The following is a 21707-nucleotide window of genomic DNA, read 5'->3' as shown; positions in this document are numbered from 1 at the left end:
CGTCAATTTACACACGCGGCTTGACATCACCGTCCCTCTCCGATGGGTTGACAGCAACGGTAGTGGTCTATAGGGTGTGACGTGGCGTTCAACTCAACGTCGGCTGTCCCATCTTTCGCGCATTCCTCTCCTTCCCAGCGCGTCTGATTCTCAGTCTTCGAGGCCCTCGAATAACGCGTGTCATCAAACTAGGCAGTGCCGTAGTAAATAGAAAAATTCGAGAGCAGGTGTGTTTTCCGCACCTTACCGGTGGGTCAATCGTGAAACGGACACCCACGAGGCTGAGCCGACAACGGTTAGCCGCTCCAAAGTCGTAAAAGGAGATAGACATGAGATACAGAACGAGGCAAAAGCTCGACTGGTATGCATTCGGTGGGGCGCTTGCGGTCATCGCCTTTGGATTCTGGTGGCTCGTGAGATCGTAAGCCCTAAGAAAAGCTTGCCCAAAGAGAGAGAAGGGTCACGACCTTTGGGACTTTCCGAGAGACACCGCGGTCGCATCAAACCTACTGCGACCACGAAAGGTAATGGAGCAGGATAAGCCATCAATGCATGGTGGGCATACGCGACTTTACACGAATGAAGTGTACGGTCATGGAATGGTTGAGCATGCGTTGGCGTTGGATGGGTAAACAAAAGGAGAGAGCGATGCGTACTCTTGTGATCATCGCAGTCGTGTTGTTCTTAGGCGCGCTTCCGATCTGGCCCCACAGTCTCAATTGGGGGTACCTTCCCAGCGGCGGGGTGGGTTTCATTCTCCTGAGTGTGGTTATGCTGGCCTTTGTCAATTGGCTCGGGCGGCCGGCGACTGAAAAGCACTAAGCGCCTCGATCGTAGGACAAGAGCCAAAGCAGTTAGGGAGAAGAATTGTGCCGTCATTCAGCAGGGAAGGTCGGACCGACGTACTGTCGTCCGAAGGAGACTCTTAGATTCAAGGGAGCAATTTCAAATCTTTGGACTGAAATCGGTCACACCGGCAATCAAGTCATGCGTGAAGATCTGCAAAAGCGTAAGGAGATTCTGCCAGTGATTCATCCTCGGCTCTGATTTCCGGTGTAAAGGTGTAAAGGCGTCTCTAGGAAGGCCGATGCGATGACAGTTATGTCGCGTGGTTCAAGAGAGTTCCTGAGCATAAGGGGATGCTGATGGGCAGTCCACGAGGTGGTGAAGTTGAAACGACTTGCCGAGAAAGGCAACAGAATAGCGTCGGTTGAGATGACCAGGCGGGAGCCCATGGATTGTGATGCCATAGTCGTCAGTGGGCGAATCGATATTATGCAAGGGAGGAGTGTGGCCCCGGCCAAATGAGGTACGGAGGTTTTTTCATTGTTTCAGCCGAACTGGGATAGAGACGGAGCGCGTAACTGTAGGCGTATTCTTGGGCGCTCATACAGGTTGCACCTGCAAAGTGGCTCGAGATGACGTGGAACGCCGCGTGGTCGTCTTTCTTAACCACAGCTTTGTACAAAGCGCAGGAGAAATCTCCGCCAATTGCGCACTGTGTGCTGATCACCAAATGCGACCCGTCCGGAAAGGTCAGAAGTGGATCTAGGTTAATGCGACTCATAGGTGCGTTCCCTCTCGCAGGTTAAGGATAATTAGCCCGCCGATCTTCCACTGTGTATGTGTCGAATGACATGGACGCGCGATACGGTGGTGAACTTTTTAGTTTTTGCTTTGCGGCTTTTCCAAACTGATGCTAGACCCATAGAAATTCTTTCTGCGCGGAGATAAGTTCTCGTCGGAGGCATACCTGACGAAGAAGACCAGCAGAACGGGATACGACAGACTATTGCGCTAAACTGAGATTTGGTACGGGAAGTGCGCGGAGAGGACAATAGCCTAGAGAACTTTCTATTTCATACCATGTATCTTGTTAAGGCGTCAAATCTCACGATGGACTCCCATAGATGATTGATGAAGGATAGACGGCAAGGTGGTCATGGTCAGTGTGTCGTGATCTGTTTTCTCGTCCCGAATGAAGAACAGGTTGACGTGGGGCGTGTCATACTGTAGAGTGACACTACATTTCACTCGTACTGGTCCGGTGAGTGATGTGTCCAAATCATAACGGACTTCGCGATCGCATCGCGACCAGGTCCAGTTTGGAGTGGCACCCCGCCAGGTTGTTTCTCCCCTCGGTTCTCTGATCCCGTCATCATGCGATCATACTGAAAGGATATTTGTAGTGGATACGTCTGTTACCGTAGGTTTTCACGCTCTCGGCTTGTCCGAAGCACTGTTGCACGACTTAGCGAATTTCGGCTTCTCCTCACCGACTCCCATTCAAGAACGTGCCATCCCCCCTGCGCTTGCGGGGCGGGATGTCATCGGATGTGCCCAGACCGGGACCGGGAAGACCGCCGCCTTCGTTATCCCAATCATCGAGCGGCTTGCAGCTCTTCAGAAAGGGCAGCCTCAAGCGTTGATCCTGGTGCCCACGCGAGAGCTGGCATCGCAGATCTTGACGACAATCGAGAAGTTGGGGCGGAGTCGGCGCGTGTCGGCAACGGTCATCGTTGGAGGCGCGGATATGCAAGCTCAAGTGCGGGGCTTGCGGCAGCGACCGGACATCGTGGTCGCGACACCGGGGCGTCTTCTCGATCACATGTGGAACGGCACGATCCTATTGTCGTCCATAAGGATATTGGTGTTGGATGAAGCGGATCGGATGTTGGACATGGGTTTTGCTCCGCAAATCAATCAGATACTCGATGCTTTGCCGGAACAGCGACAGACGCTTCTTTTTTCGGCTACCTTGCCGGCGGACTTGGCTCGGTTGGTCCAAGCCAGCGTGAACAGTCCGGTGCGTGTAATGGTCGCTCCATCTGCGACGACGGCCGAGGGGGTCACGCAGGCGGTGCGTTACACATCCCATGTCGGCAAACCCGATCTTCTGTTATCTCTCTTGGGGGCCGATCAGGGGACTGCGCTGGTGTTCACTAAGACCAAGCACCGTGCCGATCGGGTGGGACGCCTACTAGGCCGTGCGGGCCATCGAGTGGCCGTATTGCATGGAGACCGCAGTCTGTCGCAGAGACGCGCCGCCTTGGAAGGGTTCAGACGCGGAACTTTCCGTGTGTTGGTGGCGACGGATATTGCCGCCAGAGGGATCGACATCGCGAACATCGGTCATGTGATCAATTTCGACCTCCCCAATTGTCCTGAAGATTATGTGCATCGCATCGGTCGTACCGCACGGATGAAGACCACCGGTCGTGCGACGAGCTTTGTGACATCTGAAGACCAGCGTCAACTGCGGGACATCGAGCGTCTGTTGGGCCATGCAGTCCCGCTCGCTCCCGGAAGCGAGGCTCCTTCTCCGGCAACTGCTCCATCCCGTGAAGGTGTTCGACGGAATGAACATTCGTCGAGTCCGGCGATGCGTTCCCGACCCCATTCCTTCCGCCACGCGAGAAAGTCCCGTGTCGAACCATCATCGTTTCGCGAGGCCACAACGATCCCTACATAAAATGAAAAAATAGTTCTTAGAATCCGCCTCGTGAGATACAGTGTCCTTCACGAGGTGGATCGACATGCAGCTGTTTCAGCAGTCAGACGCGGCACGAACCAAGGCGCGGCAGCATCCCCGAGTACGTATTCCGAGGCCATTCAGCTGTTCCCTTTCACCGCTCGGAATCAGATGGTGGTTTCGAAAACCAATCAGGGAAGTTGGGCTGGTCTACGATCTGTCCCAGCATGGTGTTTGCGTGAGTACCGAGGCGTCGATCAAGCCGGGCGAGCAGGTTTCCCTTGCGCTGCGATTGGCCAAAGGTATTCCTCCGGCGGAGGTGGCGGTGGCCACCGTGTGCTGGACGAACCATCAATTCCATGGGCTTGCGTTCAGGAGGATTTCTGAGTCATCGTTTAGGCAGCTCACCGAGTATATGGAAGCCTCGGACCCAGAGAAAGAATAACGGATCATGGATGATCGAGACGGCCAGTCCGCCACCAGACAGAGTATTCCGCAATTGCGAAAGCACCCTCGTGTACGGGTGTCGGCGCCTTTTCCCTGTTCCTTCGCCAGGGTGGGTTTGTTGAGGAAAGGAGGGGGCGAACAGGGGTTGGGGATCGTCTATGACGTATCGGCAAAGGGGGCGCGCGTGATGACCGAAGCCGTGATCACGCCGGGCGACCGAATTGCCATGCGTTTGCGATTGCCCGATCAGGGGGCATCAATGTTTATCGAAGCCGCCACGGTTCGATGGGGAAAAGAACACACCTATGGAGTCGAGTTCGAAGGACTGTCGCCAAACGATAATAAGCACCTCCAAGCTTTCATGACCCACCAGTCCCGGTCTGGCCAGCCTCTTGTCGCCTGACTTCCTACGTTTGAAAGATGATGCTCCGATAGGACCCGAGCCGAGGAAGCACTTAATCTTCGCGTAGAGGGACGAATTGCTTGCGGAAGGTAACGACCTTCACGAGATAATCCCTCGTTTCCTGGTATGGGAGGTTCGTGCGCAATCGGTCATAGACGGCCGGTGGTTCGAGGCTGTTGATATGATTCAAAGCTGCGATGGAGTCGCTGGCGAATGTTTTAAAGACGTTGCGAGGTCCTGTGTTGTAGGCTGAGATTACGCAATATTCCCTCGAGACTTCATTATCGATCTGCTCGAGCAGATTATACGACAGGACGTTGAGATAGGCGCTGCCGAGCTCGATGTTATTCTCGGGGTCGAATAGATACTCGCGTGAGGGAATCGTATCTTTCCCTTTGGCTCTCCGATAGGCATCCCGGCCTCCGCTGGTCGGAACCAGCTGCATCAAGCCGTAGGCCGGGGCGGAACTCACCGCAAAGGGATTGAAGTTGCTTTCCGTTCTGATGACGGCAAAAATGAGGCTTGAACTGATTTTGAATTGTTCAGCGAATTTGGCGACGGTCGCCCGATATTTGTCCGCCTGTCGGTTGGAAAAATTCGCGACCATCTTGATGTCGACGAGCAGTGCTTGTTTGGTCGTCCCATTCTGGTCCACCGTTCTGGTTTGCGCGCCGTCGAGCGTCGAGGCGGCAAACGTTTCCGCTTGAGCCGGGGTGCGAATCGGTTGTCCCTGTTGATCCAGCACCAAACCCAATAAATACGGAGGCCGGTCGCTGGTCAGCTTGATCGGCTTATCGGAAAACAGATCGACGGAGCGTGGATCGTCCGGCGTGAGCAACGTCGTGATGATCGCGTTCTTCAAACTCTCCTTCGGAGCTTTGTCATCCAATGTTTCTACTACGATCGATCCATTGTCGAAGTCGACGATGGTCCGGCTCATATAGTTCTGCGTGTATTTTACGTATTTTTTCTGTTCGGGCACCCGCACTTCCTTCTCGCCCCACGTTTGTTTCACCCGGCCCGTCAGCGCGGTCATGAGTGTGTTGAAATCCCGTTGAATCGTCCGCAGGTCCCTGATCACGGCCTCGGGGTTGCGTTGATAGGCGTCGACGCGCTCTTTAAGGATGTGCTTGGGATCTTTGCCGGTGGCAATGTCAAGGACGGTCCTCCCTGTGCGACTGCCGAGCACTCGTTCAGCGTTCGTGAGGACGCGGTCGGTGGATTCGCATCCCGCAAGAAGGGCCAATGAGGCCAGGAAAAACGATCTGATCCGCATGGTAAGGTCTCCGTATTGGGCGCCGCATTCTACCTGGTTGTGATAAGGAGTAAAAGGGATCTGATTCCCGAGCGCGGGTGGTCTTGGGTAAGTGGAACGAACTACTTGATGGCGACCGCTTTCACTTCTTTGTAGGTCGTGTGGCCTTGCAAAACTTTCTGAATGCCGTCTTGCACGAGCGTCGTCATCCCTTCTTCGAGTGCGGTTTTCAGCATATCTTCGGTACGTGCCTTTTGTTGGACCATCCGCTTCATTTGATCGGTTCCCAAGAGCAATTCGTGCAAGGCGACGCGCCCCCTAAAACCGGACCGGTTGCAGGTCTCGCAGCCCTTCCCACGGGAGAGTCTGAATGTATTGTCCAGTTTGATGTCGAGCTTATCCCAATAGTCCGCTCCGTATCCGAGGCGGAGTTCTTCATACTCTTCTTTGGTGCCGATGTACTGCTCCTTGCAGTCTTTGCAGATTCGGCGAGCCAACCGTTGTGCAAGTACCCCCAGCATGGCATCGGCAAAACTGAATGGATCGCAGCCCATGTCGAGCAGGCGCGTGACCGTTTCGACGGCACTGTTGGTATGGAGTGTGCTCAATACCAAGTGGCCGGTCAACGACGCCTCGATGCCGGTGTCTGCCGTCTCTTTATCCCGCATTTCTCCCACCATGATGACATCGGGATCGGCCCGGAGGAATGCCCGCATCGCAGCGGCAAACGTGAGACCGATCTTCGGTTGAACCTGCACTTGACGCAGGCCGTACTGCGTAATTTCGACCGGGTCTTCAGCCGTCCATATTTTGATGTCCGGGGTATTGATATTCCCCAGAACGGAGTGCAGCGTGGTGGTTTTTCCGGAGCCGGTCGGTCCGACGCACAAAATGATGCCATAGGGTTTTTCTGAAATCTCCTTGAGCACTTTGAGGTTCCGTTCCGAAAACCCCATTTTATCGAGGGGCAAGGGTTCACTCGCCGCCAGGATACGCATGACCACGTCTTCGTTGTATCCGGACGTGGGAAGAGTCGCGACACGCAGCTCGATCTCTTTCGTTTCCGAGAGCTTGAATTTGATCTTGCCGTCTTGGGGTTTACGCCGTTCGGCGATGTCCAAACTGGCCATGATCTTGAGTCGCGAGACGATCGCCCGCCGGTAGCTCTGCGGAATTTTCATGTATTCGAAACATTCCCCGTCGACTCGGAAACGGACCAGGGTTTCGCGCTTTTCTCCATACGGCTCGATGTGAATATCCGAGGCGTTTTGGCGGTAGGCATCGGCAATGATCTGGTTGGCCAGACGGACGATCGCGCTGTCGTTTTCGTCGAGCCCCGCTGCGGAGGAGTCCTCCATCGCCTCGGCTTGGGCTTCGGTGACGAGTTCGCCGAGAATGTCGGACACGTTTTCATCGAGTTTGCGTCCGCCGCTGCTGTCACTCTGTCCGGTCGCAGAACTCAGGAATTGGGCGATGTCGCGGCGGAGGCTGACGGCGAACCGAATGTTGAGGCCCGGAAACGTCCGTTTGATGTCTTGAACGCGATCAAGATCACCCGGATCGTCGGTCAGAATCTCGATTGCCGTGCGGTCCCGCTTGAGCGGCATCCAATGGTTCTTCTTCAGGTAGTCGACATTGAGGTTCTTCAGCAGTTCCACGTCGACGATGGTGCGTTCGCTGTACTCGATGTACGGACACTTATAGAATTGGGCGAGTGATCGACCGATATCGAGCTTGGGGACTTTGTATTTTTCGATCAGAATGCTCTCCAGATCGCTCATCCCTTTTCGAGACTCGACGATGGCCTGGTCGAGGTCATTCTGAGAGACCCGGTTGGTGCTCACCAAGAGATCGAACTTGGTGGGATTCTTTTTGGAGGTCTTCTTGAGGTTGAAGAACGCAATCCCGAGCGCTTTTGCGATTTCATCGACGGCTTCTTCATCCTTTCGGGTGAACCGGATCCCGCTCTTCTTATTGAGCAGTTGGAGCACTCCCATCAAATATTTATTGTCGGCGACGATCGGGTAGGTCAGAACTTGCTTCGTCTTGAAGCCGGTGCGCTTGTCGTAGGATGTGTCGTGGAGCAGTGATGGATGGATCGTCCGGAGTTCGGCGAGGTTGTATGCGTCGGCGATATTCACAGGCCGGAGGTATTTGGCGCAAAAACCGGCGAGGCTCTGCTCCGTGATCGGAATGCGGACCTCTTCCACGCTGTCGATGTGTGGAACTTTGGAGAAAATTTCCTTCTTTTCTGAATCGAAGGCGAACAATGTCAGATCTTCCGCGTCGAACAGACCGAGGATATCTTTGTGCAGGTCAAGGAGGATGTGATCGAGATTGCTGGCTGCATGGATTTGGATCGTGATGCGTTTGACATGCTCAGCGTGCTCGACTTTGTGCTGCAGTTCCTGGACATTCTGAGACATCGGCTTGGCGTGCATCCGATTGTGTGCTCTCTAAATCGAGACGTGTACGAATCCGGCTGTGCGTTGGATCCAGGAGAAGCCTCGTTACCAACAATTCCCCGGGTTCCGAATCGTTTTTAGTTTAACCCAATGACTTGGGAAGGCAAGGAAAAGCCGTTTTCTGCGGGCTGATTTCAGTGAAATGCGCGGCGATAGTCAGTCGGAAACTGAGGCATGAATCACGTGATGGATGCATCGGCTTCGGTGGAAAGCATCCTCAAATGGGCGACAAGGTCTCCGAGCGCGATGCGGGATTTAATTCCGGTTCGGCGAATTTTGACCTCCACGAGGCCGTCCGCGAGGCCTTTGTCGCCGACGACGACCTGGAACGGAACGCCGATGAGATCGGCATCGTTGAACTTGACTCCGGCGCGATCGGCACGATCGTCCCACAATACTTCGAGACCCGCCGCCGCCAAGTCGGTATAGAGACGGGTAGCGGCTTCGGTCGTCTTTTCCGATTGGCTGACCGTCAGGAGGTGGATATGGAACGGTGCAATGGGGAACGGCCAGATGATGCCTTTGCCATCGTGATTTTGCTCGATCGCCGCAGCCGCGGTCCGGCCGACGCCGATGCCATAGCACCCCATGATGGCATGACGCTCCTTGCCTTGATCGTCGAGGACGGTGGCGTTCATTTTGTCGCTGTATTTGGTGCCGAGTAGAAATACCTGTCCGACTTCGATTCCTTTGGCGAGCGTGAGCACACCTGGCCCGCGGGGTGACGGGTCGCCGGCTTGCGCATTGCGAAGGTCGGCAAACCGTTCAACCGTGAAATCGCGATCGAGATTGGCGTCCCGATAATGAGTGTCGGCTTTATTGGCGCCGATGACCACGTTCCGCATTCCTTTGATGGCATGATCCGCCAGGATTCGTACATGCCGCAGGCCGACGGGCCCCGCAAATCCTGCCGGCGCTCCTGTGACCTGTTGAACCGTGTCAGCATCGGCCAATACCACGTCCGTGACCTTGAGGAGCCGCGCCAATTTCACCTCGTTTACGTCATGGTCTCCGCGGATCAACAAGGCCACCGTTTCAGTCCCGGCCCGGTACAGCAGGGTTTTCACGAGTTGACGAGAGGGAATCTGCAAAAAGGCTGTCACTTCCTCCACCGTCCGGCGCTGCGGCGTGGCGATCGAAGTCATGGGGCGAAGGGGGGTCATATCGACGTCGGATGGGGCAAGCACTTCGGCCCGTTCAAGATTCGCAGCGTAAGAGCCCCGGTCGCTGTACGCCACCGTGGCTTCGCCGGTCTCAGCCAGAACCATGAACTCGTGCGAGACGTCCCCCCCGATGAGACCCGTGTCCGCTTCAACCGCTCGAAAGGTAAGTCCGCATCGGGTGAAGATTCGGCTGTAGGCATCGTACATGTTCTGATAACTGACCTTGGCGCCGGTTTCATCGACATCGAAACTGTACGCATCCTTCATGATGAATTCGCGCCCCCGCATCAGCCCAAAGCGCGGGCGAATCTCATCCCTAAATTTCGTTTGGATTTGATAAAAATTGAGCGGAAGTTGGCGATAGGACCGTACTTCTCGTCTGAAGAGATCGGTAATGACTTCTTCGTGCGTCGGACCAAGGCAAAAATCGCGCTCGTGACGGTCCTTGAACCGCAACAGCTCTTTCCCGTAGTAGTCCCAGCGGGCTGTCTCCTTCCATAATTCAGCAGGGGAGGCGATCGGCATCAGCAGTTCTTGCGCGCCGGCGCGGTTCATCTCCTCCCGGATGATTTGCTCGATCTTGCGTATGACGCGGAGCCCCAATGGGAGATAGGTGTAGATTCCCGCCGCAACCTTTCGGATCAAGCCGGCGCGCAGCATCAACCGGTGACTGATGGTTTCCGCTTCGCCGGGATCGTCCCGTAGGGTTGGGATAAGTAACTGTGAGGTTTTCATGAAAGGTCTAGCGGGAGAAGATGCGTTCCAGATCATTCCAAAAGGCGAAGATCATGACGCCGACCAATAACACCAACCCGACCTGTTGAGCGACTTCCCGTTGTCGTTCGCCCAGTGGTTTGCGCAGAATGCCTTCAATCAAGAAAAAGAGCAAGTGGCCACCGTCGAGGATCGGGATCGGAAGTAAATTGAGGACGCCGAGATTGATGCTCAGGATGGCGATCAAGAACACGACGTTGGAGGCGCCCTGAGAGGCCGCCTCACCGGAGATATTCGCGATGGTCAACGGTCCGCCGATGTTCTTGCTCGAAATGTCCCCTACCACGACTTTATAAAGACCGATCGCCGTCAGCTCGGTCCATCCCCATGTGGCCTCCAACCCTTGATAGACGGCCTCTGCAGGATTGTCGGAACGCATCATCGAGCGGCCCGGGCCGGAGATTCCTATTTTCCCCACTTCGATGGTCTGTCCGTTCACGGTTACTTTTTCACTGGCCGGCGTGATCGTCAAGGCGGTGCGTTTTCCGTCGCGAAGCACTTCAAATCGTAATGATTTCTGAGGATGCTCTCTCACTTGGGTGGTCATCTGGGCCCAGGTATAAATGGTTTGTCCTTCTATCGCGAGCACGCGATCGCCCGGTTGGATTCCGGCTGCGGCTGCCGGTGATCCGTGCATGACCGACGTGACCACGGGAGGTGTTTCTTCGATGCCGATTGTATACAGGGGTTCGTCTTCGCTGACTCCCTCTGCGGTGATCTTCACGGGCGTCGCCGTGAGTGTTTTTAGTTGACCGTCCCGTCGGATTTCGAGCGAGACTGGTTGGCCGTTGCTCTTGGAGACAAGGTCCAGGAGTTCTGTCTTGGTCGAGATGTCTTTGCCGTTGACCTTGACGATGCGGTCTCCGACTTCCAATCCAGCCAGCGATGCGGGAGAGTCGGGCACAAGTGCCTCGATGTCGGCGCTGAGATCTCGAAAGGTCGGGACCGGAAGCGGCGCTCCCGTCGAGAGCCATCCCGCGAAGATCAGATAGGCCAGGATGAAATTGAAGCCGGGACCTGCGGCCACAATCAAGACCTTTCCCCAAAGGCCCTGGTGCGAAAACGATCGACGACGATCGTCGGGTGTCGCAGCTTCCGTCTCATCCTCTCCGAACAATTTGACATAGCCGCCCAGCGGGACGGCGGACACGAGGTATTCGGTGTCACCGACTTGCCGGCCGAACAACTTCGGACCGAAGCCGATGGAGAATTTCAGGACTTTGACTCCGACCCAGCGGGCGGCGAGAAAATGGCCGAGCTCATGGAAGGCGACAAGCACGCCCAGAACTACAAGGAACCACCAAGCTTTCTGGAGGAGCAGCCACAACGTATCGGGGGACCAGGCAAGTACGGACGTCATCGGAACTCCCTGTCGTGTAAGACTTCTTACTCTAACACTCGCCGCGTGAAATGCAAACAATCGTTAGCGAGGTAACGCATGTACCAACGATTCGGCCTTCTCCCGGGCCCATCGATCCGCTTCCAGTGCGTCATCCAAGCGAGTAATCTCTCGACGAACATGCGCTTCCATCGTACTCCGAATGACCTGCGGGATTTCACAGAAGCGAAGGCCGTGATTGAGGAATGCCTCGACCGCGATTTCGTTCGCCGCGTTCATCGCGGCGGGCATCGTACCGCCGATTCGAAGCGATTCGTACCCGAGATTGAGACAAGGAAAGCGATCATGGTCGGGTTTGCAAAAGGTCAAATGTCCAATCTCCGTCAAATCCAGTGAGGGAAGATCCAAGCTCATTCTGGCGGGATGTCGCATCGCGTACGAGATCGGGGTTCGCATGTCCGGGAGTCCGAGTTGGGCGATCATGGAACGGTCTTTGTATTCTACCAAAGAATGAATGATGCTTTCTCGATGAACCAGCACGTCGATATTGGACTCGGGAATGTCGAAGAGCCATCGGGCTTCCACCACTTCCAATCCTTTGTTCATCAACGTGGCCGAGTCGATGGTGATCTTGGAACCCATTTTCCAATTGGGGTGCTGCAGAGCCCGTTCCGGTGTCACGCTCTGGAGTTCCTCCTGGGCCAGCGTCCAGAGCGCTCCACCGGACGCCGTGAGGATCAGTCGCCGAACATCTTCAATCCGATGTCCTTCCAATGACTGAAAGATGGCGCTGTGTTCGCTGTCGACCGGAAAAATCCTGACGCTATGTTTCCGGGCTTCATCCTGCATCAGCTTACCTGCCATCACCATCGGCTCCTTATTGGCGAGGGCAATGTGTTTTCCGCTGCGGATGGCGGCCAAGGTCGGGACGAGCCCGGCCGCTCCCACGATGGCGGAAATCACCAGTTCGGCATTCGGCATCGAGGCCACCTGTGTGATGCCTTCTTCACCGGCCAGGATCTCAACCGGAAGATCGGCACACCGGCTTCGGAGCACCGCTGCGGAAGATTCCGTGGAGACCGCCACGGCTTCGGGTCGGAATTCGCGGATCTGCGATTCGAGCTTGTCGACGTTACCTCCCGCCGTCAGTCCGACGACGCGGAATTCATCCGAAAAGCGCCGCACGATGTCGAGCGTATTGGTTCCGATCGATCCGGTCGATCCCAAGATGATAATCGACTTCATATCCTCTCCTCTCGCATCTTCTTTATAGAGGCGGTGACAGGCCGCGAACGCAGGCGACATAGTAGTAGAAGGCGGGGGCGGTGAACAAGAGACTATCGATGCGGTCCAGCATCCCGCCATGGCCCGGCAGGATGCCACCGGAATCCTTAACACCCGTTCTTCGTTTGATGGACGATTCGAACAGGTCTCCGAGAAGACCCGTTCCCGTCAGCAGCACACCAAGAATCAACGCATCTGACGGTGTAAGCCGCGCGGCGAACCACCACTGAGCCAATAATGCGGCTCCTATGGCCAGTGCGAGACCTCCGAGGACTCCCTCGATGGTCTTCTTGGGGCTGATCGACGGCAAGAGCGGGTGTTTGCCCCATAAGGTTCCGGTGTAGTAGGCGCCGGTATCGGAGGCCCATGTGACGATCGCCAGAAACAGCGCGAGAAATTCGCCATCCGGCAACGAACGGGTCGATACCACAGTGCTCAGGGGGACGCCAACATATAGGACACCGAAGAGGAGGATCAGGCTATCTTTCACTCGAGAATTCGCCTCGCCGGACAATAAGGAGACCGCAATGGATCCGACGAGTGCCGAGGCCGCCAGAAGATTCACCAAGGCAAGCGACAGGTGATCGCGGGCGACGACCAAGACAAACGCGGCAAGTCCGACTCCGACGATGAGACGGTTGAACCGAGCTTGAAAACAGATGTGGTAGAACTCCAGCAACGCAATGGACCCGACGGCTACCAACAGCAGCGTCAAGGCCCATGGAGCAAGGTGTACGATAATGACGTAGACCCCGGGGATCAGCACCGCGGCCGTATAAAGACGCCGGCGATCGAACTGTCGGGGGCGTGTGGGTGGGGTGGTCACGGATGTCGAGCAGTGGGCGATCGCTTTGATGGTGAGTGGATATCCCACAAGGGTTACGACGGCACGGTGCTCAGCACGCGCCCGAAGCGGCGCTCCCGCCGTTGATACTCGATCAGTGCCAAGAGGAACTCCCGTCGCCGAAAATCAGGCCACAAGGTCGGGGTGAAGCACAACTCCGTGTAGGCCAGCTGCCACAGAAGAAAGTTGCTGATCCTGGTTTCTCCGCTCGTTCGAATCAATAAGTCCGGATCCTGGAGCGGATGGGTGTAGAGATACTGCTGGATCGTGGTTTCGTCGATATGGCTCTGTTGGACGGTTCCTGTCCGGACATCCTCAATCAGTGCCTTGACCGCATCGACGATCTCTGCACGTCCGCCATAGCTGAGGGCGACCGTCAGGATCAGCTTGTCGAGATGCGCCGTTTCTTTTTCGGTCGTGTGAACCCAGTGTTGAGCCGACGGAGGCAGCAACTCGTGGCGACCAATGGCGCGGAAGCATACGCCTTGTTCGATCAAGCTGGTCCGTTCCGTGGAAAGATAATGCTCCAAGAGTCCCATGAGCGCGCTGATTTCCTGGGTCGGCCGTTTCCAATTTTCCTGCGAAAACGCATAGATGGTCAGCGCATGGATGCCGAGTTCCAGACAGAGGGTGATCATCTCTCTGACGGAATTGATCCCTTCACGATGGCCTGCGATGCGCGGGAGACCTCGCAGTTCCGCCCAACGACCGTTGCCGTCCATGATGACCGCGACATGTTTCGGGAGCAGGTCCGGCTCCAACTTAGCGGTCAGTTCGGTTTCGGACAGGTGCTCAAAACTCGAAGGGGGGTGGTGTGCCATACGGACCTAGAGTCTGCTCCTCAATGTCCAACATGAGAGAAAAGTGGGGAAAGTCTACTGGCGGGGGTACGGAATGTCAACGATAACTAAGATCAACTCAGGAACTACGTAAATTGACGTGATGATAGGATCCAGCGCATTGCGGCTACGGAAATGAATGGGCTATACTCGCCTATCATCAGATGGATGGCGAGGAGGAAATCCGACGTATGCTGGAGCCGGTCCCGCTGAGCAGATTCGGTGTCACGGAAGTCGAGGCGCAGCACGCGCTCGACCGATTGAACGTGAGGGACGTTGATTATGCGGACCTCTATTTCGAATCCCGCACTTCGGAATCGGTTTCGATGGAGGAAGGGATCGTCAAACGTGCCGCCAAGAGCGTATCCCAAGGAGTCGGGGTCCGGGCGACCGCAGGTGAAAAAACCGGGTTTGCCTACTCGGATGAATTGACGAAGAAGGATCTGGAGAGCGCGGCCGATACGGCACGGTACATCGCCAACTCCCCCCGGGGAGGCGCACCCGTTCCGGTGCCCGTCCAGCGCCGACCGACCCGAGATCTGTATCCCATCGAACGGGCGAAGGCCGAGGTTGCGACGGCTGATCGTGTGGCGCTGTTGAATGAAATTGATGCCGAAGCCAGGCGATACGATCCCCGGATCAAGAACGTGATGGCATCCTTTAACACGGAGTACAAGGTGGTGGTAGTGGCGACCTCCGACGGGTCGCTGGTCAGCGACGTTCAACCATTGTCCCGGCTGCAGATCACCTGTATTGCCGAGGACCATGACAATCGACAGGTCGGGAGCTTCGGCGGGGGCGGCCGGGTTGGGTTCGAATACTACCGCGAGGACGATCGACATTTGAGTTATGCGCGGGAAGCGGCGAGAGAAGCGATCCTGAACTTATCCGCCGTGGATGCTCCGGCCGGGGTCATGCCGGTGGTTCTGGCCGGCGGGTGGCCCGGTATCCTATTGCACGAGGCGATCGGGCACGGCCTGGAAGCGGACTTTAACCGGAAAAAAACATCGGCCTTCTCGAACTTGGTAGGGAAACGTGTGGCGTCGGACGTCTGCACGATCGTCGACGACGGAACTCTTCCGTTTCGCCGCGGCTCGTTGAATATGGATGATGAGGGCACGCCCACCAGCTGCACGACACTCATCGAAAAGGGCATCCTCCGCCGCTATATCACCGATAAGCTCAACGCCCGTCTCATGGGCATTCCCCTGACCGGTAACGGTCGGCGTGAGAATTATCAAAGCGTGGTCCTTCCTCGCATGACGAATACCTTCATGTTGGCCGGTGAGTCGGATCCCCGAGATATCATCCGATCCGTGAAAAAGGGATTGTATGCCGTTTCGTTCGGCGGTGGGCAGGTGGATATCACCAACGGGAAGTTCGTGTTTTCTGCCAGTGAAGCCTACCTCATTGAGGACGGGCAGATCACCAAGCCGGTGAAGGGGGCCACGTTGATCGGGAGTGGGCCGGAGATCCTCACCAAGGTCTCGATGGTGGGACATGACTTGAAACTCGACAACGGCATCGGAACTTGTGGGAAGGACGGCCAATCGGTGCCGGTTGGGGTCGGTTTGCCGACCATCAGAATCGACGAAATTACGGTCGGCGGTACCCAGAGATAGAAGGACGTTCATGGTCAACGTTCGTCGATCGATCATAAGAACGATTGGCGCATGGCGGATGATTCTCGAGGTAGCGCGATGATGCTTCAGACCCATCCGACTTCAGAGCCTGCCGACGGGTACGCCCAATTGGCTGCCGATGTCCTGGCGCGTGCGAAGGTCTGCGGCGCGACAGAGGCTGATATCGTGGTCGCCGATGGGGAGACCTTCTCGGTCCAAGTACGGGTCGGCACAGTCGACCGATTGACGAAGGCAAGGGAGAAACGGTTGGGATTGCGCGTCTTCGTCGGCAAACGATCGGCGACCACATCCACGTCCGACTTCTCGCGCGAGTCTCTCGATCGGCTCGTGACGGATACCTGCACCTTGGCCAAGGCGGTGGTGGAGGATGACGTGTCGGGGTTGCCCGATGCGGCTCAGATGGCCATGGAGTTGCCGAATCTCGATCTCTATGATGGGACCGTGCTCGATACGGACACGCAGATCGATTGGGCCAAACGCGGCGAGGCTGCGGCGTTTGCCGCAGACCCACGCGTCACGAATTCGGAAGGTGCGGAGTTCGATTCGTCCTCCGGACGAGTAGTGTTGGCGAACAGCCATGGATTCGTCGGGTCCTATAAGAGTTCCAACTTTTCACTGTCCGTCTCCCCCATTGCCACCGAGCCAGAAACCGGCGCCATGCAGCGGGATGCATGGTACGAAGTGCGGCGCAAATTTGCACGGTTGGCCTCCGCGGAATCGATCGGCGAGGAGGCGGCCAGGCGAGCCGTCCGAAGACTAGGAGCGCGCAAGGTGGCGACCAAGCGAGTACCAGTGGTATTCGACCAGGAGACGGCGGGGAGCCTGCTGGCCAACCTATGCAGCGCCGTGTCCGGCTACGGCCTCTACAAACGCGCCTCGTTTCTTCTCGATAAACTCGGCCAAGTCATTGCGTCCGATCTGATGACGGTGTACGACGACGGGCGGATGCTGGACGGCCTGGGTTCGCGTCCGTTTGACGGCGAAGGGTTGGCCACGCGTAAGAACACGATCGTGGAGCGTGGCGTGCTGAAGAGTTATCTGCTGGACACCTATTCCGGAAAGAAACTGGGGCTGCCGTCCACCGGCAATGCCTCACGGAGCGTGGGGGAGAGCCCTTCCGTCGGCCCGACGAATTTCTATCTCGTTCCTGGAGTGAAGAGCCCGCAGGAAATTATCGGTTCCGTCAAGGAAGGACTCTATGTCACTGAGTTGATCGGATTCGGAATCAATATGGTGACTGGCGATTATTCGCGCGGCGCCTGCGGGTTTTGGATCGAAAACGGTGAATTGGCCTATCCCGTCGAAGAAATCACCATTGCCGGCAATCTCAAGCACATGCTTAACGATATCGAAGTGATCGGCAAGGATCTGGTGTTTCGAGGGAGAATTGCCAGCCCGACGCTCAAGATTTCCGAGATGATGGTGGCGGGCAATTAAGGAAAGTGCTGAGTAGAAGAACAAGGAATGAGATAATGTCTCGGTTCGTGCTTCAAGCACAATACTCAGCACTCAGGACTCATGGCTCGGCACTCGCGAAAGCGCAGAGGTGACTCATGGCTGAATCCCTCCGAGAAAGGACCGTTCAGTATCCGAGTGGAAAAGTGGTGACGATGCGGGCCTTCGTGGCGGCCCCGCAAACTAACGATAGACGACCGGCCATTATCGTCGTCCAGGAGTGGTGGGGTCTGTCGGACCATATCAAGGAGATCGCCAGACGATATGCCGCGGAAGGCTACGTCGCGATCGCGCCGGATCTTTACTCGCGGCTGGGGCATGCCCTCACGACGGATGCGGGAGAAGCCGGCAAGCTCATGAATACCCTGAAACAGGAGGACGGTCTCGCCGATTTGAATGCCACGGTGGTCTATCTCAAGTCGGTCCCCGAGGTCGATGCCACGAAGATCGGCGTGACCGGGTTCTGTATGGGCGGCTCTTACGCCCTGATGCTGCCCTGCGTCAGCTCAGAGATCAAAGCAGCCGTGCCGTTCTACGGCCAAGTGCCCAATCCTGATACGCCGATTCAGAAGCTGGCTTGTCCGGTATTGTATCTCTACGGTGAAGACGACGGCTGGATTACGAAAGCGGACGTTCAGCGACTAGCGGCGGCCTTGAAGAAGTACGGGAAAGTCGGCGAGATCAAGACTTACCCCGGCGCACCCCATGCATTTTTCCGAGACACCGACCCATCCGTGTATCGGCCGGACGCCGCGAAAGACGCCTGGACCAGAGCCAAGGCTTTTTTCAAGCAACATCTGGGCTAGTCCGCGCGACCGGAGATCAAAGTCAGAGACGTTGATAGAAAGAGGGCGGGCTATGAGAGCCACTTGGTGCAGCATTCTGTTTGCAATCGCACTCCTTCCCGGCGTCGGTGCAGCCGCCGAGTTGCAGCTCACCAGCCCGACCATCAAGCATAAGGGCACGATCGGCAAGGCGCATGTCTTCAACGGATTTGGATGCACGGGCGACAATGTGTCCCCCGAATTGCGCTGGACCAACGTTCCGAAGGGGACCAAGAGCTTTGCCGTGACGGTCTATGATCCCGATGCGCCGACCGGCAGCGGCTGGTGGCATTGGGTTATCTTCAACATTCCTCCGGATATTTCGGCACTCGCCGCCGATGCAGGAAAGCCGGACGGTCCCGGCGCGCCGCAACGCAGCATGCAAAGCATGACGGACTTTGGCCAGCCCGGATACGGAGGACCTTGTCCTCCTCCGGGTCACAAGCCGCATCGCTACATCTTTACGGTGTTTGCATTGAAGGTGGACGAACTGCCGTTGAAGCCTGAGGCATCCGGCGCGATGGTCGGGTACTTTCTCAACCAGAATGCTCTGGCCAAGGCTTCGTTCACCGGTCTGTACAGCCGCAAGTAAGCACGAACCGGAATGTTTTACCATGCCGCTTGACGCCGACCTCGGAAAGAAAATGCTGCAGCTGATCACGTCGCGCTACGATGATCGACATTGGCGAAAACGCATCGAGAAAACCCTCAGCCTTCCTCAATCCGGCGTCGCCGATCCGATCCAGCAACAAATCTTCATGTATCTCAAGCACGGCTTGAAAGCCTACAAGTCCCGCCGCGCGGATCCCGACTCCTGGATCATCGGTGGCTACGCCACGAAGGAAGTCATCAATCGGGCGAAATTCCAACCGCAGCTCGTCGGCTCCAGCATCAAGAGTGAGGACGTAGCATTCCTGGGAATGGATCCGGGCGAGGACGTGACCGAAGCCTGGTGGGAAGAGATGTTGGTCCAGTGGTTCGACGTGCCGGAGGAAGAGAAACCTGCTAAAGAAGAAGGTAGCGAAGCCAAGGGTTCAGACTCCTCACTGACCATCAATTCGAAAACATAGCTAGTGTTGTCGCTGCAACACGTCACTCCTGAGCAATCAAGCCAGTTTCTTGACAAGCCGCTGACTTACTCCTAGACTTCGCCGAATTCAATGATTGACCGCCTCCGTTTCTCATGACCTAGACTAATGAAAGAGGACCAAACAAAGATTGATACATCAACGGTGCCGCCGTTTTTGCGATGGGCGGGCAGTAAAAAACAACACATTCCTCGACTCAGCCAGTTCTGGTCACCCAAATATACTCGCTACGTTGAACCATTTGCTGGCTCTGCTGCGCTTTTCTTTCATATCCAACCCAAACGTGCTCTTCTTGGCGATATAAACGACGAGTTAATTACTACCCTAAAGACTGTTCGCTTAAGTCCAACAGGTGTGAGTCATGCACTTTCCTCGATGCCGAAGGGGAAGCTGTATTATAACGAGATGAGGGAAACTGACCCTGCTAGCCTTGGTTCAATTATGAGAGCGGCTAGGTTCATTTACTTGAACCGATTTTGCTTTAACGGCCTTTATCGAACCAATAGTAAGGGGAAATTTAACGTTCCGTACGGTGGTGTAAAATCAGGATCCATCCCTTCTAGTGAACAGCTGAAGAAATGTGCAGCGCTTTTGCACCGTGCCGAGCTTGTCAGTTGGGATTTCCGAAAAACTCTAGCCAAGGCCAAGAAGGGTGATTTTGTGTATCTTGACCCTCCGTATGCGGTAGGTAATCGGCGGGTTTTTGTGGAGTATGGCAAACAGCTTTTTTCCGAAAAAGATATCAAAGCACTTAGAAGGATTCTGGAGCGAATTAGCAAGAAAGGTGTGAAGTTTGTTTTGAGTTATGCTGATTGTTCCGAGGCACGTAAGGAATTCTCGAAATGGAGCATGAGGCGAATGCGGACACGACGAAGTGTAGCAGGGTTTTTAGGTGCGAGAAGGAACCACTATGAACTGTGTGTCACCAACTTAAGGCCTAAGGTTTGGAGAACATCCTCGCATTAACAACATACTCTGCCTCAACAAGCTTACATTCTTGCATCATCGGTGGATTTTTGGGCAACTTCCCACAGAGGTTGCCACTATAGAGGTGCAATATGACCGATAACAAAAGAGCAGATACCTTGGTGCCTACCGCAATTGGTGTGAAGACGATCAGGACTGATGAGCTAATACGCAATCCATATAACCCTAGACTTCTTTTTGACAAGGAACCCATGAAGATTCTGAGGGAGTCGATTGAAAAAGTTGGCATCTTGGTTCCCCTCACAGTCTTTAAGAGGCGATCAGACAATGTGTACGTGATTCTTGATGGGGAAAGGCGCTGGCGGTGCGCCAAAGAACTAGGTCGCGAGACTGTTCCTGTAAATGAGGTGGCAGAGCCCACGCGTGCTCAAAACATCGTGACCATGTTCCAGATTCATCAACTTCGTGAAGACTGGGAATTGATGCCATCGGCGCTAAAGCTCGAAGTGCTAATGGATGAGCTCAAAGAAACCAATGACAAAAAACTGGCAGCTTTGACCGGCTTAGACCAGGCGGTTATTGTTAGGTGTAAAAAGTTACTCTCTTATCCTAAAAAGTATCAAGATTTGATGCTTGATCCTGACCCAATAAAGAGGGTCAAGGCTGACTTCTTTATTGAGTTGTATGCCGTTCGGACTGATCGACTCGTGAACAAGATGGACTGGTTTCGTAAGAACAAGTTCACTAACCGGATGTTGGAAAAATATCAGGCTAATGCAGGAATAAAGGCAGTCACAGATTTTCGGTTGATGAAACAGCACATAAGCAATGCCCGAAAAGCAGGTAAGACCAACACAATTACTCGTCGGTTAAAAGAATTTACCGAAGATGACTCGTTATCATTGAGTCATCTTGAGATCAAGTCTGCCGAGATTCACGAAACGGTAAAGCGAATAATGAAGAATATCGACCAGCTTCAGTCAGTTCTCAAGCAGATGGAGGTCGAAGAATTTTATGGTCAAGAAGAGCTTTGGGCAAGGCTTGAGGAATTATCAATCTTGATACGAGACAGGATCGCAAAAGCAGGTCGGAGGCTTAAATGAAAACGCCTCGGCCGCGGGAAGCCGAAGTAGATGTCGATCGGGTAGAAGGATGGTTAAGTGATTTTTCCAGCTATAGACATGGAGTTACAGAAAAGAGAATCGATCGCTGGTTAGATCAATTCGATAACGCTCATAGGGATTTGGCTTCCAGAATCCTAGATTGCGTGGATTATATCCCTCACGAGCAGATTGGTGCTGCGTTTCGCTCGCTACTTGCTGGTTTGCCTGGGTGGAGTAAACATGAAAATCAGCGTCAGGGCAAATGGCGCTTTGTGCCGTTTACTTTGACATCGGGAAAAAGTGGAGACTCAATGATCCACCATTTTCGTATAGCTACAGGTCTAGCAGTTAAGGAAGGTCTGATTTATTCTCCGCGCGGAAT

18 protein-coding genes and 1 pseudogene are annotated in these 21707 nt (G+C 55.1%); 11 read left to right on the top strand and 8 right to left on the bottom strand.

Going from position 1 to position 21707, the window contains the following annotated elements; all coding sequences use genetic code 11:
- The first annotated feature begins 552 nt into the window (after positions 1-552).
- Positions 553-822, top strand: coding sequence for a hypothetical protein (locus A4E19_11290; protein OQW29928.1), 270 nt, complete (start codon positions 553-555; stop codon positions 820-822).
- A 451-nt stretch (positions 823-1273) separates the two neighbouring features.
- On the opposite strand, the gene A4E19_11285 is transcribed toward A4E19_11290, so the two are convergent.
- Positions 1274-1567: a hypothetical protein gene (locus tag A4E19_11285; protein ID OQW29927.1), complete on the bottom strand. Its 294-nt coding sequence runs from the start codon at positions 1565-1567 to the stop codon at positions 1274-1276.
- Positions 1568-2188: 621 nt separating this feature from the next.
- On the opposite strand from A4E19_11285, the pseudogene A4E19_11280 reads away from it, so the two are divergent.
- The 3 genes and pseudogenes from A4E19_11280 (at position 2189) to A4E19_11270 (ending at position 4322) form a co-directional block, all read left to right on the top strand.
- Positions 2189-3310, top strand: a pseudogene (locus tag A4E19_11280) (DEAD/DEAH box helicase).
- Between the two features lie 226 nt (positions 3311-3536).
- Positions 3537-3917 carry a hypothetical protein gene (locus A4E19_11275; GenBank protein ID OQW29926.1) on the top strand — a complete coding sequence of 127 codons (381 nt, stop codon included), beginning with the start codon at positions 3537-3539 and terminating at the stop codon, positions 3915-3917.
- A gap of 6 nt (positions 3918-3923) precedes the next feature.
- Positions 3924-4322: a hypothetical protein gene (locus A4E19_11270; protein ID OQW29925.1), complete on the top strand. Its 399-nt coding sequence runs from the start codon at positions 3924-3926 to the stop codon at positions 4320-4322.
- A gap of 52 nt (positions 4323-4374) precedes the next feature.
- Here A4E19_11270 and A4E19_11265 read toward each other — a convergent pair whose 3' ends face one another.
- The 7 genes from A4E19_11265 to A4E19_11235 all read right to left on the bottom strand — a co-directional run bounded on the left by A4E19_11265 (position 4375) and on the right by A4E19_11235 (position 14267).
- Positions 4375-5598 (bottom strand): hypothetical protein, encoded by a 1224-nt coding sequence (locus A4E19_11265; GenBank protein OQW29924.1) that lies wholly within the window; start codon positions 5596-5598, stop codon positions 4375-4377.
- A 101-nt stretch (positions 5599-5699) separates the two neighbouring features.
- Positions 5700-8018 carry a hypothetical protein gene (locus A4E19_11260; protein OQW29923.1) on the bottom strand — a complete coding sequence of 773 codons (2319 nt, stop codon included), beginning with the start codon at positions 8016-8018 and terminating at the stop codon, positions 5700-5702.
- Between the two features lie 203 nt (positions 8019-8221).
- Positions 8222-9940 (bottom strand): proline--tRNA ligase, encoded by a 1719-nt coding sequence (locus tag A4E19_11255; protein OQW29922.1) that lies wholly within the window; start codon positions 9938-9940, stop codon positions 8222-8224.
- A 7-nt stretch (positions 9941-9947) separates the two neighbouring features.
- On the bottom strand, positions 9948-11339 hold the full coding sequence (locus A4E19_11250; GenBank protein OQW29921.1) for a hypothetical protein: 1392 nt from the start codon (positions 11337-11339) through the stop codon (positions 9948-9950).
- A 63-nt stretch (positions 11340-11402) separates the two neighbouring features.
- Complete coding sequence (locus A4E19_11245; protein OQW29920.1) at positions 11403-12563, bottom strand: 1-deoxy-D-xylulose-5-phosphate reductoisomerase; 1161 nt, start codon at positions 12561-12563, stop codon at positions 11403-11405.
- Positions 12564-12585: 22 nt separating this feature from the next.
- Complete coding sequence (locus A4E19_11240; protein OQW29919.1) at positions 12586-13476, bottom strand: hypothetical protein; 891 nt, start codon at positions 13474-13476, stop codon at positions 12586-12588.
- A gap of 5 nt (positions 13477-13481) precedes the next feature.
- Positions 13482-14267, bottom strand: a complete 786-nt coding sequence (locus A4E19_11235; GenBank protein OQW29918.1) for an isoprenyl transferase — start codon at positions 14265-14267, stop codon at positions 13482-13484.
- 182 nt (positions 14268-14449) lie between these two features.
- Here A4E19_11235 and tldD point away from each other — a divergent pair, with 182 nt between their 5' ends.
- From tldD to A4E19_11200, 7 genes are all read left to right on the top strand, one after another.
- Positions 14450-15907, top strand: a complete 1458-nt coding sequence (gene tldD / locus A4E19_11230; GenBank protein ID OQW29917.1) for a metalloprotease TldD — start codon at positions 14450-14452, stop codon at positions 15905-15907.
- Positions 15908-15988: 81 nt separating this feature from the next.
- Complete coding sequence (locus A4E19_11225; GenBank protein ID OQW29929.1) at positions 15989-17365, top strand: peptidase; 1377 nt, start codon at positions 15989-15991, stop codon at positions 17363-17365.
- Between the two features lie 116 nt (positions 17366-17481).
- The gene (locus tag A4E19_11220; protein ID OQW29916.1) at positions 17482-18189 is read left to right on the top strand and encodes a hypothetical protein; all 708 of its coding nucleotides are present in this window, start codon (positions 17482-17484) and stop codon (positions 18187-18189) included.
- A 52-nt stretch (positions 18190-18241) separates the two neighbouring features.
- Positions 18242-18799 (top strand): phosphatidylethanolamine-binding protein, encoded by a 558-nt coding sequence (locus tag A4E19_11215; protein ID OQW29915.1) that lies wholly within the window; start codon positions 18242-18244, stop codon positions 18797-18799.
- A 22-nt stretch (positions 18800-18821) separates the two neighbouring features.
- Positions 18822-19277, top strand: coding sequence for a hypothetical protein (locus tag A4E19_11210; protein ID OQW29914.1), 456 nt, complete (start codon positions 18822-18824; stop codon positions 19275-19277).
- Between the two features lie 126 nt (positions 19278-19403).
- On the top strand, positions 19404-20261 hold the full coding sequence (locus A4E19_11205; protein OQW29913.1) for a hypothetical protein: 858 nt from the start codon (positions 19404-19406) through the stop codon (positions 20259-20261).
- 92 nt (positions 20262-20353) lie between these two features.
- Positions 20354-21325 carry a hypothetical protein gene (locus A4E19_11200; GenBank protein OQW29912.1) on the top strand — a complete coding sequence of 324 codons (972 nt, stop codon included), beginning with the start codon at positions 20354-20356 and terminating at the stop codon, positions 21323-21325.
- Positions 21326-21707 lie beyond the last annotated feature (382 nt).

Origin of the sequence: Nitrospira sp. SG-bin1 (genome assembly GCA_002083365.1) — a bacterium.
Lineage (GTDB): Bacteria > Nitrospirota > Nitrospiria > Nitrospirales > Nitrospiraceae > Nitrospira_D.
The sequence above is the reverse complement of the archived record's forward strand: the minus strand, read 5'-3'. Positions and strand labels throughout refer to the sequence as shown.